General features: G+C 66.8%; 20 protein-coding genes, 1 tRNA gene and 3 pseudogenes. 12 read left to right on the plus strand and 12 right to left on the minus strand.

The annotated features are described in order from the left end of the window. On the minus strand, positions 1–207 hold a 207-nt coding region (locus tag ABD655_RS16535; RefSeq protein ID WP_344715968.1), incomplete at its 3' end, for a hypothetical protein. Between the two features lie 31 nt (positions 208–238). On the opposite strand from ABD655_RS16535, the gene ABD655_RS16540 reads away from it, so the two are divergent. Further along, positions 239–547: a PDC sensor domain-containing protein gene (locus ABD655_RS16540; RefSeq protein WP_344715981.1), complete on the plus strand. Its 309-nt coding sequence runs from the start codon at positions 239–241 to the stop codon at positions 545–547. Between the two features lie 360 nt (positions 548–907). On the opposite strand, the pseudogene dcd (ABD655_RS16550) reads toward ABD655_RS16540, so the two are convergent. Further along, positions 908–1,512 (minus strand): annotated as a pseudogene (gene dcd, locus ABD655_RS16550) (dCTP deaminase). 238 nt (positions 1,513–1,750) lie between these two features. Between dcd (ABD655_RS16550) and ABD655_RS16555 the strand changes: the two are divergent. Then, a tRNA-Gly gene (locus ABD655_RS16555) sits at positions 1,751–1,824 on the plus strand. Between the two features lie 193 nt (positions 1,825–2,017). On the opposite strand, the gene ABD655_RS16560 is transcribed toward ABD655_RS16555, so the two are convergent. Beyond that, a complete protein-coding gene (locus ABD655_RS16560) occupies positions 2,018–2,500 on the minus strand; it encodes a hypothetical protein (RefSeq protein ID WP_344710901.1) in 483 nt (160 codons plus the stop codon). Between the two features lie 271 nt (positions 2,501–2,771). Here ABD655_RS16560 and ABD655_RS16565 point away from each other — a divergent pair, with 271 nt between their 5' ends. The 3 genes from ABD655_RS16565 to ABD655_RS16575 all read left to right on the plus strand — a co-directional run bounded on the left by ABD655_RS16565 (position 2,772) and on the right by ABD655_RS16575 (position 3,760). Next, on the plus strand, positions 2,772–2,999 hold the full coding sequence (locus ABD655_RS16565; protein WP_344710904.1) for a hypothetical protein: 228 nt from the start codon (positions 2,772–2,774) through the stop codon (positions 2,997–2,999). Positions 3,000–3,179: 180 nt separating this feature from the next. Next, positions 3,180–3,455: a YkvA family protein gene (locus ABD655_RS16570; RefSeq protein WP_344710906.1), complete on the plus strand. Its 276-nt coding sequence runs from the start codon at positions 3,180–3,182 to the stop codon at positions 3,453–3,455. A gap of 77 nt (positions 3,456–3,532) precedes the next feature. Continuing rightward, positions 3,533–3,760 (plus strand): RNA-binding S4 domain-containing protein, encoded by a 228-nt coding sequence (locus ABD655_RS16575; protein ID WP_344710908.1) that lies wholly within the window; start codon positions 3,533–3,535, stop codon positions 3,758–3,760. Between the two features lie 58 nt (positions 3,761–3,818). Here ABD655_RS16575 and ABD655_RS16580 read toward each other — a convergent pair whose 3' ends face one another. Beyond that, positions 3,819–4,286: a hypothetical protein gene (locus ABD655_RS16580; protein ID WP_344710911.1), complete on the minus strand. Its 468-nt coding sequence runs from the start codon at positions 4,284–4,286 to the stop codon at positions 3,819–3,821. 149 nt (positions 4,287–4,435) lie between these two features. Beyond that, a complete protein-coding gene (locus ABD655_RS16585; protein ID WP_344710913.1) occupies positions 4,436–4,846 on the minus strand; it encodes a hypothetical protein in 411 nt (136 codons plus the stop codon). A gap of 668 nt (positions 4,847–5,514) precedes the next feature. Between ABD655_RS16585 and ABD655_RS17010 the strand changes: the two genes are divergently transcribed. Beyond that, complete coding sequence (locus ABD655_RS17010; RefSeq protein WP_425561680.1) at positions 5,515–5,913, plus strand: GNAT family N-acetyltransferase; 399 nt, start codon at positions 5,515–5,517, stop codon at positions 5,911–5,913. Here the strand turns inward: ABD655_RS17010 and ABD655_RS17015 are convergent. Beyond that, positions 5,868–6,281: pseudogene (locus tag ABD655_RS17015) on the minus strand (DUF4442 domain-containing protein); the annotation flags it as partial. The gene ABD655_RS17010 and the pseudogene ABD655_RS17015 sit on opposite strands and share 46 nt — an antisense overlap. A gap of 392 nt (positions 6,282–6,673) precedes the next feature. Beyond that, positions 6,674–7,159 (minus strand): SRPBCC family protein, encoded by a 486-nt coding sequence (locus ABD655_RS16595; protein ID WP_344715971.1) that lies wholly within the window; start codon positions 7,157–7,159, stop codon positions 6,674–6,676. A gap of 644 nt (positions 7,160–7,803) precedes the next feature. Here ABD655_RS16595 and ABD655_RS16600 point away from each other — a divergent pair. Together ABD655_RS16600 and ABD655_RS16605 are read left to right on the plus strand one after the other, a co-directional pair. Beyond that, positions 7,804–8,655 (plus strand): SRPBCC family protein, encoded by an 852-nt coding sequence (locus tag ABD655_RS16600; RefSeq protein WP_344715972.1) that lies wholly within the window; start codon positions 7,804–7,806, stop codon positions 8,653–8,655. A 50-nt stretch (positions 8,656–8,705) separates the two neighbouring features. After that, on the plus strand, positions 8,706–9,176 hold the full coding sequence (locus tag ABD655_RS16605; protein ID WP_344710917.1) for a hotdog fold domain-containing protein: 471 nt from the start codon (positions 8,706–8,708) through the stop codon (positions 9,174–9,176). A 30-nt stretch (positions 9,177–9,206) separates the two neighbouring features. On the opposite strand, the gene ABD655_RS16610 is transcribed toward ABD655_RS16605, so the two are convergent. After that, positions 9,207–9,911 (minus strand): GNAT family N-acetyltransferase, encoded by a 705-nt coding sequence (locus tag ABD655_RS16610; RefSeq protein ID WP_344710915.1) that lies wholly within the window; start codon positions 9,909–9,911, stop codon positions 9,207–9,209. 209 nt (positions 9,912–10,120) lie between these two features. On the opposite strand from ABD655_RS16610, the gene ABD655_RS16615 reads away from it, so the two are divergent. Together ABD655_RS16615 and ABD655_RS16620 are read left to right on the plus strand one after the other, a co-directional pair. Beyond that, positions 10,121–10,531 (plus strand): hypothetical protein, encoded by a 411-nt coding sequence (locus ABD655_RS16615; protein WP_344710913.1) that lies wholly within the window; start codon positions 10,121–10,123, stop codon positions 10,529–10,531. Positions 10,532–10,838: 307 nt separating this feature from the next. After that, a complete protein-coding gene (locus ABD655_RS16620) occupies positions 10,839–11,147 on the plus strand; it encodes a hypothetical protein (RefSeq protein WP_344715974.1) in 309 nt (102 codons plus the stop codon). A 58-nt stretch (positions 11,148–11,205) separates the two neighbouring features. Here the strand turns inward: ABD655_RS16620 and ABD655_RS16625 are convergent, their stop codons facing one another. The 3 genes from ABD655_RS16625 to ABD655_RS16635 all read right to left on the minus strand — a co-directional run bounded on the left by ABD655_RS16625 (position 11,206) and on the right by ABD655_RS16635 (position 12,194). Continuing rightward, on the minus strand, positions 11,206–11,433 hold the full coding sequence (locus ABD655_RS16625; RefSeq protein WP_344710908.1) for an RNA-binding S4 domain-containing protein: 228 nt from the start codon (positions 11,431–11,433) through the stop codon (positions 11,206–11,208). Between the two features lie 77 nt (positions 11,434–11,510). After that, complete coding sequence (locus tag ABD655_RS16630; protein WP_344710906.1) at positions 11,511–11,786, minus strand: YkvA family protein; 276 nt, start codon at positions 11,784–11,786, stop codon at positions 11,511–11,513. Between the two features lie 180 nt (positions 11,787–11,966). Next, a complete protein-coding gene (locus ABD655_RS16635; protein ID WP_344710904.1) occupies positions 11,967–12,194 on the minus strand; it encodes a hypothetical protein in 228 nt (75 codons plus the stop codon). A gap of 272 nt (positions 12,195–12,466) precedes the next feature. Here ABD655_RS16635 and ABD655_RS16640 point away from each other — a divergent pair, with 272 nt between their 5' ends. Then, positions 12,467–12,949, plus strand: a complete 483-nt coding sequence (locus ABD655_RS16640) for a hypothetical protein (RefSeq protein WP_344715977.1) — start codon at positions 12,467–12,469, stop codon at positions 12,947–12,949. A gap of 490 nt (positions 12,950–13,439) precedes the next feature. Then, positions 13,440–14,044 (plus strand): annotated as a pseudogene (dcd, locus tag ABD655_RS16645) (dCTP deaminase). Positions 14,045–14,116: 72 nt separating this feature from the next. On the opposite strand, the gene ABD655_RS16650 reads toward dcd (ABD655_RS16645), so the two are convergent. Further along, on the minus strand, positions 14,117–14,764 hold a 648-nt coding region (locus tag ABD655_RS16650; protein ID WP_344715979.1), incomplete at its 5' end, for a PDC sensor domain-containing protein.

Below are 14,764 nucleotides of genomic sequence, written 5' to 3' on the forward strand. Positions count from 1 at the left end.
GACTGGCTGGTGGACGAGAAGGTCCGGATCGAGGCGTCCGCCGACCTCAACCCGGGAGGGAGCGTGATGAATCCCCCGACGTTGGGACGACCGCGAGAGCGTGTCGCCGGTGCACATCGCGGAGCGCGTCGCCGAAACATCGACCGGCTGTTCACGACCATCGACGAATGGCGCGATCTCCTGCAGGCGCACCTCGCCGCGGATCACGCTCCGAACGCCCGCGACGCTCGATCCGCTCGTGGAGGCGTTCGCCGTTCCGGCGCTCGCCGCCGATGGTCTCGTCACGGGGGCCGGTTTCGTGGCCGCCCCCGGAGTTCTCTCCGATGCGCACTGGCATCTTGCCTGGTGGCTCGGCGGAGGTGACGGCATCCGTCGTCTTGCCACGGTGGACGATCCAGCGAGCGATCAGTTCCGCGACTACACGGCGCTGGAGTGGTGGCGCCTGCCCGCCAAGACCGGAAACCGCCATGTGACCGGGCCGTACGTGGACTACGTGTGTGCACGACGACTACACCGTCACCATCACCAGCCCGGTCGTCGTGGATGACCGGCTGCTGGGCGTCGTCGGCACCGACGTGCTCGTGGACCGGCTCGAGCACGAGCTGCTGCCTCTGCTGCGGGCCGGCGACGAGTCGATCGCGGTCGTCAACGCGTCGGGCCGGATCGTCACGGCGACCGACGCACGCCGAGAGCCCGGATCCATGCTGAGGCTGGCGGATCTGGCTGACGCACTGATCCCCCTGCGCGACTCTCAGCCCGTGCGCACACGGCTTGCGGCCGGAGTCGAGGTCATCGCGTGCGGGATACGTCGCTCGCGCTCGTGGTGGGCATCTAGCCGCTACCGGCGAGCGCAGACGGTCACGTCGTCTTCGGTCGCGCACTCCGGCGTCGCTGACGGCTGGCGTGCTCAGCGCCCGCCGGCCCCGGCATCCGTTGTTTCCCACATCGCTGCGGTGGAAATTCTGGAATGAGCGGGATGCCGTCGGCCCCCGTTGGCCCTGATACCGATTGCCGTAGGGGCCCGAGCCGTAGGGGTTCTCCGTCGGCGAGGACAGGCGGAAGAAGCACAACTGGCCGATCTTCATGCCCGGCCACAGCTTGATCGGCAGGGTCGCTACGTTCGACAGCTCGAGGGTCACGTGGCCGGTGAATCCCGGGTCGATGAATCCGGCGGTGGAGTGCGTCAGCAGTCCGAGCCGCCGAGCGAGGACTTGCCCTCGAGCCGGGCCGCGATGTCGTCCGGGAGCGTGATGAGCTCGAACGTGCTGCCGAGGACGAACTCGCCGGGGTGCAGGATGAACGCTCCAGCGGGGTGGTCTCGATCAGGTGCGTCAGCTCGGGTTGGTCCTCGGCCGGATCGATGAACGGATACTTGTGGTTGTCGAAGAGCCGGAAGTAGCGATCCAGTCGCACGTCCACACTCGACGGCTGGACCATCTCGGGTTCCCACGGCTCGAGCCCGATGCGTCGGGCGTCGATCTCGAGGCGGATGTCGCGGTCTGAGAGCAGCACGCCGCAAGCCTAGCGAGCATCCGTTGGGGTGGGATGCCGCTGCCTCCGTCGTCGTCCGCCGCTCCCTTGTCATCGTCTGCCGCTCCCCTGTCGTCGGCTCCCCCGTCGTCGTCGGCCGCTCCCCTGTCGCGATCGGCGCGCCCGACGACGTGTTGTGACAGCCGAGCGCTCGACGTACGTCGCGCGGGCTCGGCGCCGTGGAGCTTTTGTTATGCTGGCTCCGCGCCTCACGGCGTGCGGGGATGTAGTTCAATGGCAGAACTTCAGCTTCCCAAGCTGATAGCGCGGGTTCGATTCCCGTCATCCCCTCCAATGTGAGTTCTCACGCGGGTTGAGACATTCGCGGCCTCGTTGAGACCCTCGAGACTGCACGATCTCAGCGCCGACAGGTTCGGACCGCCGATCCTCCCAGTGCGCGCGAATATGGGTAGGCCGGAAAGCGCAAGCGCTGCCACCGAGCGACGAGAGCCCACTCACGGCCTCGCCGCTTTTCCGGCCTCGTTGGTCACCCCGCGGGTCGGACCAGAACGAGCCAGGCTCCGATGACACCGCCGATGAATGCGACCAGAGCCGCGATTGCGACCAGGAACAGCCCAGCAGTGAACCCCAACAGGAGCCCTGTGCCGCCGAGGAGTATCAGTGCCGCGGTCGTGATGTTCGGGTTCAGCTTCTCCAGAATCCGCTCGAGTGGTGCGACGGTGGCCGCCCGCTCGGCACGACTGCCCAGCACGATCAGGGATGCCGCCATGAGTAGCGAGACGGCGATCAGCTCTACCCCGAGGATCCATCCGGCAGGGTTCGGCAGTGCTATCGCGATGCTTGCGGCCAGTACGCCTACGAAGATGGTCAGAATCTGTGCGAGGCGAGCACGCAGCACCTTCGACTGGGCGATGTGCTCCGCGCGAACCGACACGGCAACGAAGAGAAGACCCACAAGCGCTGCAGACGCGCCACCCGTGATGACCGCGAAGTCTGTCCAACCTGCCATGGCGCCAACGGTACCGCTCTGCACCGGATTCAGAACCGCGCGGCGGTCATGGGGTTGAGCGCTAGTCCGAGAATCAGATCCGACGCCCTGACGAACTGTCGGCTTGCTCCCGGCCCGTCTTGCGCCTGACGGCCCGTCGGACAACCCGGGCCGCCACGCGATTCACGCTCCGCGATGCGCTGGCGTCTCGCGGTAGCGGTCGAGCTCGCGGGGACGATGGCTCGACGGCTGTCACCTTACGGTCGGCGCCCATCGATGACAGTCTGAGCGGATGAAAACCATCGAGTGGTGGCCGCTGCTGGACGGTGACGCGCAGGCGTGGCTGATTGCCCACAACGGCGACGCCGTCTCCACAGAGGTCTTGAGCAAGATCGTGGCAGCAGGCGGGTCATTGACATCGGACGCGTGGTGGATCGGTGAAGCCGGAACCGAGGGGTTCTATCTCTCCGACGAAGCAGTCGACTGGATCGAAGCGACCGCGAACGACGAGTCTGCCTGATCGCGTTCCCGGCCGACGCACTTGCGCCACAGGGGCAGGAGATTCGGCCGGGACAGCGGACCTCATCAAGGCGCACCGGGGTATCACCGAGATCACTCAAGACTTGGTGATCGCTGTGAACTTGCAGTCAAACTTCCGCAGCAGTCCGGCATTGTTCACGTCCTGGCGCACACTGGGCGAATGTGGTGGAGTTTCCTCAAGGCCGTCAAGAGGCGGCAGCATCGCGTCGCGCCGACGACGTGGGTCGCCGCGATCGCCGCTGTCATCTACACGTTCGCGCCGATCGACCTGATCCCCGAACTTGTACTCGGCCCCTTGGGCTTCGTAGACGACATCGGCCTCTGGGGTATCTTCGCCATCCTCCTCACGCGCGAGCAGCGGCGGTGGCTGACCGGACTCTCGCAGAGAGCGCCTGACGCGCGCGATCTCGGGAACCGCCCGCCGGCTCATCCCTGACGGCTGTCATAGGTCGCGTGACCTTGCGCGGAACCCGACGGTCCTGCGGGCAGGACCTGGTCGGCTAGCATTCCGGCATGACGAACCCGGCTCCGATCGACGACGTTCCGATCGGCGGCGAGATCATCCGCCTCGGGCAGTTCCTGAAGTTCGCTGGGCTCCTCGACTCCGGTGGAGACGTCAAAGAGGCCATCATCGACGGCTACGTGAGCGTGAACGGCGAGGTCGACCGTCGCCGCGGACGGCAGCTTCAGCTCGGCGACATCGTCACCTTCGAGGGGCGCAGGGTCCGCGTCTGCCCGTGAGGGCGCCGGTCCCCAACGGGGGCGGGTATCGGGAACCCTCGATTGAGCCTCGTCGCCCTCAGCTCCCGTACCACTCGCCCGAGTTCGCCCCACGGCGGTGGTGGATTCTTCCTCCATCGATGGGGGCGGTTTCGTGACCGGCCAGATCGTGCACCCAGGGCGGCTGCTGGTCCATGGTCACCGACCCTGCGCCTGTCGTGAAGTAGGCGACGATCGGAGGGCTCGCGACGAACTCGGTCGCGATGATGGCCGCACCGGGAATGCGGACCAGCGCGTTGCGCGCGTGCAGATCGCGCATGAGCACGGCGAACTCGTTCGGGTCGTCGGATGCCGGTTCCTGCGGGGCGACGGGCAACTCCGAGCGCAACTGGCCGACGATCTCCCGCCGTTGCGCTGCGGAAAGCCGCGTGTAGGCGGCCGCGTACGCTCTGTCGGCGATACTCGCGGGAACGTTCCCGAGGACATAGGCATACCGAGCGATCCGCTCGTCTTCGCTGATGGCGTGTTCTGCGTGGCGCCTTTTCACTGTCGCTCCTGGGTGATGAGCGTCAGCGTACGCCCGCCCGGACGCCCTGTCGATGGCGCACTGATCGCAGATCGAGGCGCTCGCGGGCGCCCTCGACCTGGTCAGCGGGATCACCGGGATCCTTCGCCGGATCAGCCCGCCGGCTCCGATCAGGCTTGCGTCGAGGTCGTGTCTGCCTTCGCAAGGAGGCGTCGCACACCTCCGCGGGCGAGCATGAGAACGATGATCAGCGCGGTCACCTGGAAGAAGCCGCCGAGGCGGACGGCGTCGCCGAAAACGAGCGCGACCAGCTCGAGCACGAGGAACTTGCTCCCCGGAAGCACAAGCAGGAGAGTGATCGCACTGACGATGCGAACCGCGGATGTCTTGGCCGTCCGGATCCTGTTCACGATCTTCTTCTTCGCCCACAGCACCACCTCGAGTACGACCTTCAGCAGGATCGCGGTCAGAAGGGCCAACAAGAACGATTCGGAGATGACGTCCGGGAACAGCTGGATGAAGACTCCGAGCACCACCAGGTAGATCAGGACATCGACGAGGTCGATCGGACGGACACGCACCCAGGGAGTGTATCGACGGGCCCGTCGGACGAATGCCCGCAGGTCGATCCTCACCGGGGACGTGTCGTCACGAGCCGCATCGATTCCGGATCGCACGACGCGGAATGCCGCGTCGACCGCCGTCGTTGCCACAGTGGCCTGTCCGGATCATCGCGGAACCCGATCACGCAGCCAGCCGGCGGGCAACAGCGAACCGGAGCACGCCAGACATGACAGAAGTCCTATCCCCTCATCACGATGCCACCGTGCTCGACAATGCCGCCTGGCACGCGCTGTCCGGTCCCCACGCGCGCTTCGCGGAGGGTGATGACCTGGTGCGCCGCTACCAGTCCGACGTCGCCCCCTTCGTGGCGGTGCGGAGTTGGGATGATGCGCGGGTATGGGATTCACTGATCGACCTGGTCGGACACGGGGCGGAGATCGGTCTGTCCGGCGGTGTGCCCGATTTCCCCGATGGCTGGGAGGAATTGTGGCGCGGCGAAGGAGTGCAGCTCGTCGAGACCGACGCGCTCCACCCGGTACCGGACCCAGAAACTGTCCTCCTCGGGGTGGCCGACGTGCCGGAGATGCTCGCGCTGGTCGAACGCAACCAGCCTGGCCCCTTCCTGCCGCGCACGCATGAACTCGGGCGCTACATCGGATTCCGTCGCGAAGGGCGTCTCGTGGCGATGGCGGGCGAGCGCCTGCACCCGGCTGGCTGGACAGAGATCAGTGCGGTCTCCACCGACGATGCGTACCGGCGGCAGGGGCTGGCATCACGGCTCGTGCTGGATGCCGCGTTCCACATCCAGCAGCGGGAGACCGTGCGCTCATGCACGCGGCGGCGACGAATGTCGGAGCGATCGCGGCATACGAGCGTCTCGGCTTCGCGCTTCGCTCGCGCACGACGTTTGCCGGGGTCCGCGTTCCCTGACCGGGATGAGGACAACCGCGGCCGCGAGGATCAGCCCTGTAAGCCGAGCCGCCAGCGCACGGTGGCTCGAGCCACGACCTCGCCGCTGCGGTCGATGCAGTCAGCAGTGACGTCGAAATCCGTGTCCCCTGTGACCGCGGGCGCGGTGACATGACACACCGCGCGGATGGAGCCACGCGCCTTCTTGAAGTACTGCACCGACATCGCGGAGACGATGCCTCGGGTGCCGTCGGGAAGGTCCGTCAGCAGCGCGAGACCACTGGCCTGCTCCGCGACGTTAACGAGCGCCACGGCGTGGACAGAGCCAAGGTGCTGCCGGTTGGCGCGCCGGTCCGGGATTTCGACCTCGGCGTGACCTGGCGCGAGTACGCGGATGTGCGGGCGCACCGACCGCGAATAGGGCACGCGCCAGCCGAAGATCAGGGAGAAGAGCCAGGTGCCGCGGGCAGCGGGCTCAGCCGGCGCCACAGTCGCAGGAGGACCTTCCCGGGAGATCGCATAGGAAGATGCTGGCCTTCGCACCGACGCCGCCTAATCGCCGTCTCACGTTCACGCGGTTCCCGCAGCGACGAAGGGCTGTGCCGGTAGGGCTGCGTCAGTCCGCGGACGCCATGTCCGCCACCTCTCGCACGGTGTCGGCGACCTCCTCGGGAATCGCCGCCTCCATGAAGTGTGGGGAATCCACACTGCGGAGTTCGCCGGCGCGAAGCGGTCCACGAACGTCTGCAGGACACCGGGATATCGGGCGGCATACTCCGGAGTCGCCCAGCTGTACTCCACGCGCGGCTCCGCCGCGGCCGCCAGATAGATCATCGGGACGGCAGGCTGGAGACTGATGGCCGGATTGACGTGCAGCACCCCCCTTCCGGTGCCCCGGTCGGCTTTCGGGCGGTCGCCGCGCCGACCAGTCGCGGTCATTGCTCCGGCTCCTTTGAATCGATCGTGGATACTGCCGAAGTGGACTGCTCGATGACCCGCGCCTGCTCTGACGTCAGTCGATCTCCGCGGCGAGCTGAGCCGAGTCGGAGGAGGGGCTCAAGCAGCCGTACCCAGCCGCGCGGTTGCATGGTGACTCGCGTGGTGACGTCGCAGGATGTCGACGACACCGGTGTGATCGTCGTCGAGAGCGCGAAGCCCAGCGGCGATCCGGGATGGTCGAACGCGATCCGCCGCGGAGGGTCGAACTCGGTGATCGAGTATGCCGTCTCGCTCGTTCGCCCGTGCTCGGACCGGACCATCACGGCCCGGCCGCCCACTCCCGCTGGGCCGTCGTCGAGACGTCGTATTGCGACGACTTCAGCTCCCCCACCGCGGATTCTCTCGAAGACATGCGTTCCGATGACATCGAAAGCAGCTTCTGCGCTGCGGTTGACGCGTCGGGTCTTGACGTAGGTGATCATGCTGCTTCTCCTTCTTCAGGTAGCGGCGGCCTGTCCGTCGCGTTCGACGAGGTCACTGAAGGTGACCCCGACGGTGGCGGCCGCATCAGCGGCTCTCGTCGCGGCTCGAGTCGGCAGAGGCAGCAGGCATTCGGTGAGCACGTGAAAGCTCCATGCTTTGAATTCCACGAGCTGCCAGCCGCGGGCCCGGTATGCGTTGAACGTCGGAGCGCTCTGTACGACATCGATGATGTCGACGGCGCGAGGGATGGGAAGCGCTAGCGGCGCGCGCAGACCGGCGGCCGCGATCGACCCCGGCCGCCGCGGGCGTCTTCGCCGACATCGACCACCGGCGCCGGGAGGCTTTCACGCGTATCGTCACGGCCGCCGGTCTGCGCGCGCCGCTAGCGCTTCCCATCCCTCGCGCCGTCGACATCATCGATGTCGTACAGAGCGCTCCGACGTTCAACGCATACCGGGCCCGCGGCTGGCAGCTCGTGGAATTCAAAGCATGGAGCTTTCACGTGCTCACCGAATGCCTGCTGCCTCTGCCGACTCGAGCCGCGACGAGAGCCGCTGATGCGGCCGCCACCGTCGGGGTCACCTTCAGTGACCTCGTCGAACGCGACGGACAGGCCGCCGCTACCTGAAGAAGGAGAAGCAGCATGATCACCTACGTCAAGACCCGACGCGTCAACCGCAGCGCAGAAGCTGCTTTCGATGTCATCGGAACGCATGTCTTCGAGAATCATCCGCGGTGGGAAGCTGAAGTCGTCGCAATACGACGTCTCGACGACGGCCCAGCGGGAGTGGGCGGCCGGGCCGTGATGGTCCGGTCCGAGCACGGGCGAACGAGCGAGACGGCATACTCGATCACCGAGTTCGACCCTCCGCGGCGGATCGCGTTCGACCATCCCGGATCGCCGCTGGGCTTCGCGCTCTCGACGACGATCACACCGGTGTCGTCGACATCCTGCGACGTCACCACGCGAGTCACCATGCAACCGCGCGGCTGGGTACGGCTGCTTGAGCCCCTCCTCCGACTCGGCTCAGCTCGCCGCGGAGATCGACTGACGTCAGAGCAGGCGCGGGTCATCGAGCAGTCCACTTCGGCAGTATCCACGATCGATTCAAAGGAGCCGGCAGCAATGACCGCGACTGGTCGGCGCGGCGACCGCCCGAAAGCCGACCGGGGCACCGGAAGGGGGGTGCTGCACGTCAATCCGGCCATCAGTCTCCAGCCTGCCGTCCCGATGATCTATCTGGCGGCCGCGGCGGAGCCGCGCGTGGAGTACAGCTGGGCGACTCCGGAGTATGCCGCCCGATATCCCGGTGTCCTGCAGACGTTCGTGGACCGCTTCGCGCCGGCGAACTCCGCAGTGTGGATTCCCCACACTTCATGGAGGCGGCGATTCCCGAGGAGGTCGCCGACACCGTGCGAGAGGTGGCGGACATGGCGTCCGCGGACTGACGCAGCCCTACCGGCACAGCCCTTCGTCGCTGCGGGAACCGCGTGAACGTGAGACGGCGATTAGGCGGCGTCGGTGCGAAGGGCCAGCATCTTCCTATGCGATCTCCCGGGAAGGTCCTCCTGCGACTGTGGCGCCGGCTGAGCCCGCTGCCCGGCGGCACCTGGCTCTTCTCCCTGATCTTCGGCTGGCGCGTGCCCTATTCGCGGTCGGTGCGCCCGCACATCCGCGTACTCGCGCCAGGTCACGCCGAGGTCGAAATCCCGGACCGGCGCGCCAACCGGCAGCACCTTGGCTCTGTCCACGCCGTGGCGCTCGTTAACGTCGCGGAGCAGGCCAGTGGTCTCGCGCTGCTGACGGACCTTCCCGACGGCACCCGAGGCATCGTCTCCGCGATGTCGGTGCAGTACTTCAAGAAGGCGCGTGGCTCCATCCGCGCGGTGTGTCATGTCACCGCGCCCGCGGTCACAGGGGACACGGATTTCGACGTCACTGCTGACTGCATCGACCGCAGCGGCGAGGTCGTGGCTCGAGCCACCGTGCGCTGGCGGCTCGGCTTACAGGGCTGATCCTCGCGGCCGCGGTTGTCCTCATCCCGGTCAGGGAACGCGGACCCCGGCAAACGTCGTGCGCGAGCGAAGCGCGAAGCCGAGACGCTCGTATGCCGCGATCGCTCCGACATTCGTCGCCGCCGCGTGCATGAGCGCACGGTCTCCCCGCTGCTGGATGTGGAACGCGGCATCCAGCACGAGCCGTGATGCCAGCCCCTGCCGCCGGTACGCATCGTCGGTGGAGACCGCACTGATCTCTGTCCAGCCAGCCGGGTGCAGGCGCTCGCCCGCCATCGCCACGAGACGCCCTTCGCGACGGAATCCGATGTAGCGCCCGAGTTCATGCGTGCGCGGCAGGAAGGGGCCAGGCTGGTTGCGTTCGACCAGCGCGAGCATCTCCGGCACGTCGGCCACCCCGAGGAGGACAGTTTCTGGGTCCGGTACCGGGTGGAGCGCGTCGGTCTCGACGAGCTGCACTCCTTCGCCGCGCCACAATTCCTCCCAGCCATCGGGGAAATCGGGCACACCGCCGGACAGACCGATCTCCGCCCCGTGTCCGACCAGGTCGATCAGTGAATCCCATACCCGCGCATCATCCCAACTCCGCACCGCCACGAAGGGGGCGACGTCGGACTGGTAGCGGCGCACCAGGTCATCACCCTCCGCGAAGCGCGCGTGGGGACCGGACAGCGCGTGCCAGGCGGCATTGTCGAGCACGGTGGCATCGTGATGAGGGGATAGGACTTCTGTCATGTCTGGCGTGCTCCGGTTCGCTGTTGCCCGCCGGCTGGCTGCGTGATCGGGTTCCGCGATGATCCGGACAGGCCACTGTGGCAACGACGGCGGTCGACGCGGCATTCCGCGTCGTGCGATCCGGAATCGATGCGGCTCGTGACGACACGTCCCCGGTGAGGATCGACCTGCGGGCATTCGTCCGACGGGCCCGTCGATACACTCCCTGGGTGCGTGTCCGTCCGATCGACCTCGTCGATGTCCTGATCTACCTGGTGGTGCTCGGAGTCTTCATCCAGCTGTTCCCGGACGTCATCTCCGAATCGTTCTTGTTGGCCCTTCTGACCGCGATCCTGCTGAAGGTCGTACTCGAGGTGGTGCTGTGGGCGAAGAAGAAGATCGTGAACAGGATCCGGACGGCCAAGACATCCGCGGTTCGCATCGTCAGTGCGATCACTCTCCTGCTTGTGCTTCCGGGGAGCAAGTTCCTCGTGCTCGAGCTGGTCGCGCTCGTTTTCGGCGACGCCGTCCGCCTCGGCGGCTTCTTCCAGGTGACCGCGCTGATCATCGTTCTCATGCTCGCCCGCGGAGGTGTGCGACGCCTCCTTGCGAAGGCAGACACGACCTCGACGCAAGCCTGATCGGAGCCGGCGGGCTGATCCGGCGAAGGATCCCGGTGATCCCGCTGACCAGGTCGAGGGCGCCCGCGAGCGCCTCGATCTGCGATCAGTGCGCCATCGACAGGGCGTCCGGGCGGGCGTACGCTGACGCTCATCACCCAGGAGCGACAGTGAAAAGGCCCACGCAGAACACGCCATCAGCGAAGACGAGCGGATCGCTCGGTATGCCTATGTCCTCGGGAACGTTCCCGCGAGTATCGCCGACAGAGCGTACGCGGCCGCCTACACGCGGCTTTCCGCAGCGCAACGGCGGGAGATCGTCGGCCAGTTGCGCTCGGAGTTGCCCGTCGCCCCGCAGGAACCGGCATCCGACGACCCGAACGAGTTCGCCGTGCTCATGCGCGATCTGCACGCGCGCAACGCGCTGGTCCGCATTCCCGGTGCGGCCATCATCGCGACCGAGTTCGTCGCGAGCCCTCCGATCGTCGCCTACTTCACGACAGGCGCAGGGTCGGTGACCATGGACCAGCAGCCGCCCTGGGTGCACGATCTGGCCGGTCACGAAACCGCCCCCATCGATGGAGGAAGAATCCACCACCGCCGTGGGGCGAACTCGGGCGAGTGGTACGGGAGCTGAGGGCGACGAGGCTCAATCGAGGGTTCCCGATACCCGCCCCCGTTGGGGACCGGCGCCCTCACGGGCAGACGCGGACCCTGCGCCCCTCGAAGGTGACGATGTCGCCGAGCTGAAGCTGCCGTCCGCGGCGACGGTCGACCTCGCCGTTCACGCTCACGTAGCCGTCGATGATGGCCTCTTTGACGTCTCCACCGGAGTCGAGGAGCCCAGCGAACTTCAGGAACTGCCCGAGGCGGATGATCTCGCCGCCGATCGGAACGTCGTCGATCGGAGCCGGGTTCGTCATGCCGGAATGCTAGCCGACCAGGTCCTGCCCGCAGGACCGTCGGGTTCCGCGCAAGGTCACGCGACCTATGACAGCCGTCAGGGATGAGCCGGCGGGCGGTTCCCGAGATCGCGCGCGTCAGGCGCTCTCTGCGAGAGTCCGGTCAGCCACCGCCGCTGCTCGCGCGTGAGGAGGATGGCGAAGATACCCCAGAGGCCGATGTCGTCTACGAAGCCCAAGGGGCCGAGTACAAGTTCGGGGATCAGGTCGATCGGCGCGAACGTGTAGATGACAGCGGCGATCGCGGCGACCCACGTCGTCGGCGCGACGCGATGCTGCCGCCTCTTGACGGCCTTGAGGAAACTCCACCACATTCGCCCAGTGTGCGCCAGGACGTGAACAATGCCGGACTGCTGCGGAAGTTTGACTGCAAGTTCACAGCGATCACCAAGTCTTGAGTGATCTCGGTGATACCCCGGTGCGCCTTGATGAGGTCCGCTGTCCCGGCCGAATCTCCTGCCCCTGTGGCGCAAGTGCGTCGGCCGGGAACGCGATCAGGCAGACTCGTCGTTCGCGGTCGCTTCGATCCAGTCGACTGCTTCGTCGGAGAGATAGAACCCCTCGGTTCCGGCTTCACCGATCCACCACGCGTCCGATGTCAATGACCCGCCTGCTGCCACGATCTTGCTCAAGACCTCTGTGGAGACGGCGTCGCCGTTGTGGGCAATCAGCCACGCCTGCGCGTCACCGTCCAGCAGCGGCCACCACTCGATGGTTTTCATCCGCTCAGACTGTCATCGATGGGCGCCGACCGTAAGGTGACAGCCGTCGAGCCATCGTCCCCGCGAGCTCGACCGCTACCGCGAGACGCCAGCGCATCGCGGAGCGTGAATCGCGTGGCGGCCCGGGTTGTCCGACGGGCCGTCAGGCGCAAGACGGGCCGGGAGCAAGCCGACAGTTCGTCAGGGCGTCGGATCTGATTCCTCGGACTAGCGCTCAACCCCATGACCGCCGCGCGGTTCTGAATCCGGTGCAGAGCGGTACCGTTGGCGCCATGGCAGGTTGGACAGACTTCGCGGTCATCACGGGTGGCGCGTCTGCAGCGCTTGTGGGTCTTCTCTTCGTTGCCGTGTCGGTTCGCGCGGAGCACATCGCCCAGTCGAAGGTGCTGCGTGCTCGCCTCGCACAGATTCTGACCATCTTCGTAGGCGTACTGGCCGCAAAGCATCGCGATAGCACTGCCGAACCCTGCCGGATGATCCTCGGGGTAGAGCTGATCGCCGTCTCGCTACTCATGGCGGCATCCCTGATCGTGCTGGGCAGTCGTGCCGAGCGGGCGGCCACCGTCGCACCACTCGAGCGGATTCTGGAGAAGCTGAACCCGAACATCACGACCGCGGCACTGATACTCCTCGGCGGCACAGGGCTCCTGTTGGGGTTCACTGCTGGGCTGTTCCTGGTCGCAATCGCGGCTCTGGTCGCATTCATCGGCGGTGTCATCGGAGCCTGGCTCGTTCTGGTCCGACCCGCGGGGTGACCAACGAGGGTGACCAGCGGCGAGGCCGTGGTGGGCTCTCGTCGCTCGGTGGCTCTCGCTTGTGCGCTTTCCGCTTCCATATTCGCGCGCACTGGGCAGGTGGATCGGCGGTCCGAACCTGTCGGCGCTGAGATCGTGCAGTCTCGAGGGTCTCAACGAGGCCGCGAATGTCTCAACCCGCGTGAGAACTCACATTGGAGGCGATGGAAATCGAACCCGCTTCAGTGGGAAGCTGAAGTTCTGCCACTACATCATCGGCCGTGAGGCGCGGAGCCAGCATAACAAAAGCTCCACGGCGCCGAGCCGCGCGACGTACGTCGAGCGCTCGGCTGTCACAACACGTCGTCGGGCGCGCCGATCGCGACAGGGGAGCGGCCGACGACGACGGGGGAGCCGACGACAGGGGAGCGGCAGACGATGACAAGGGAGCGGCGGACGACGACGGAGGCAGCGGCATCGCCACCCCAACGGATGCTCGCTAGCTTGCGGCGTGCTGCTCTCAGACCGCGACATCCGCCTCGAGATCGACGCCCGACGCATCGGGCTCGAGCCGTGGGAACCCGAGATGGTCCAGCCGTCGAGTGTGGACGTGCGACTGGATCGCTACTTCCGGCTCTTCGACAACCACAAGTATCCGTTCATCGATCCGGCCGAGGACCAACCCGAGCTGACGCACCTGATCGAGACCACCCCGCTGGAGCCGTTCATCCTGCACCCCGGCGAGTTCGTCCTCGGCAGCACGTTCGAGCTCATCACGCTCCCGGACGACATCGCGGCCCGGCTCGAGGGCAAGTCCTCGCTCGGCCGGCTCGGACTGCTGACGCACTCCACCGCCGGATTCATCGACCCGGGATTCACCGGCCACGTGACCCTCGAGCTGTCGAACGTAGCGACCCTGCCGATCAAGCTGTGGCCGGGCATGAAGATCGGCCAGTTGTGCTTCTTCCGCCTGTCCTCGCCGACGGAGAACCCCTACGGCTCGGGCCCCTACGGCAATCGGTATCAGGGCCAACGGGGCCGACGGCATCCCGCTCATTCCAGAATTTCCACCGCAGCGATGTGGGAACAACGGATGCCGGGGCCGGCGGGCGCTGAGCACGCCAGCCGTCAGCGACGCCGGAGTGCGCGACCGAAGACGACGTGACCGTCTGCGCTCGCCGGTAGCGGCTAGATGCCCACCACGAGCGCGAGCGACGTATCCCCGCACGCGATGACCTCGACTCCGGCCGCAAGCCGTGTGCGCACGGGCTGAGAGTCGCGCAGGGGGATCAGTGCGTCAGCCAGATCCGCCAGCCTCAGCATGGATCCGGGCTCTCGGCGTGCGTCGGTCGCCGTGACGATCCGGCCCGACGCGTTGACGACCGCGATCGACTCGTCGCCGGCCCGCAGCAGAGGCAGCAGCTCGTGCTCGAGCCGGTCCACGAGCACGTCGGTGCCGACGACGCCCAGCAGCCGGTCATCCACGACGACCGGGCTGGTGATGGTGACGGTGTAGTCGTCGGTGCACACGTAGTCCACGTACGGCCCGGTCACATGGCGGTTTCCGGTCTTGGCGGGCAGGCGCCACCACTCCAGCGCCGTGTAGTCGCGGAACTGATCGCTCGCTGGATCGTCCACCGTGGCAAGACGACGGATGCCGTCACCTCCGCCGAGCCACCAGGCAAGATGCCAGTGCGCATCGGAGAGAACTCCGGGGGCGGCCACGAAACCGGCCCCCGTGACGAGACCATCGGCGGCGAGCGCCGGAACGGCGAACGCCTCCACGAGCGGATCGAGCGTCGCGGCGTTCGGAGCGTGATCCGCGGCGAGGTGCGC

The sequence above is a fragment of the Microbacterium terregens genome (genome assembly GCF_039534975.1).
Lineage (GTDB): Bacteria > Actinomycetota > Actinomycetes > Actinomycetales > Microbacteriaceae > Microbacterium > Microbacterium terregens.

Excerpts from the sequence above, each read along its gene's own strand:
- ABD655_RS16560 (WP_344710901.1), bottom strand. The coding sequence starts at position 2,500 with ATGGCAGGTTGGACAGACTTCGCGGTCATCACGGGTGGCGCGTCTGCA.
- ABD655_RS16565 (WP_344710904.1), top strand. The coding sequence starts at position 2,772 with ATGAAAACCATCGAGTGGTGGCCGCTGCTGGACGGTGACGCGCAGGCG.
- ABD655_RS16570 (WP_344710906.1), top strand. The coding sequence starts at position 3,180 with ATGTGGTGGAGTTTCCTCAAGGCCGTCAAGAGGCGGCAGCATCGCGTC.
- ABD655_RS16575 (WP_344710908.1), top strand. The coding sequence starts at position 3,533 with ATGACGAACCCGGCTCCGATCGACGACGTTCCGATCGGCGGCGAGATC.
- ABD655_RS17010 (WP_425561680.1), top strand. The coding sequence starts at position 5,515 with ATGGCGGGCGAGCGCCTGCACCCGGCTGGCTGGACAGAGATCAGTGCG.
- ABD655_RS16595 (WP_344715971.1), bottom strand. The coding sequence starts at position 7,159 with ATGATCACCTACGTCAAGACCCGACGCGTCAACCGCAGCGCAGAAGCT.
- ABD655_RS16600 (WP_344715972.1), top strand. The coding sequence starts at position 7,804 with ATGATCACCTACGTCAAGACCCGACGCGTCAACCGCAGCGCAGAAGCT.
- ABD655_RS16605 (WP_344710917.1), top strand. The coding sequence starts at position 8,706 with ATGCGATCTCCCGGGAAGGTCCTCCTGCGACTGTGGCGCCGGCTGAGC.
- ABD655_RS16610 (WP_344710915.1), bottom strand. The coding sequence starts at position 9,911 with ATGACAGAAGTCCTATCCCCTCATCACGATGCCACCGTGCTCGACAAT.
- ABD655_RS16625 (WP_344710908.1), bottom strand. The coding sequence starts at position 11,433 with ATGACGAACCCGGCTCCGATCGACGACGTTCCGATCGGCGGCGAGATC.
- ABD655_RS16630 (WP_344710906.1), bottom strand. The coding sequence starts at position 11,786 with ATGTGGTGGAGTTTCCTCAAGGCCGTCAAGAGGCGGCAGCATCGCGTC.
- ABD655_RS16635 (WP_344710904.1), bottom strand. The coding sequence starts at position 12,194 with ATGAAAACCATCGAGTGGTGGCCGCTGCTGGACGGTGACGCGCAGGCG.
- ABD655_RS16640 (WP_344715977.1), top strand. The coding sequence starts at position 12,467 with ATGGCAGGTTGGACAGACTTCGCGGTCATCACGGGTGGCGCGTCTGCA.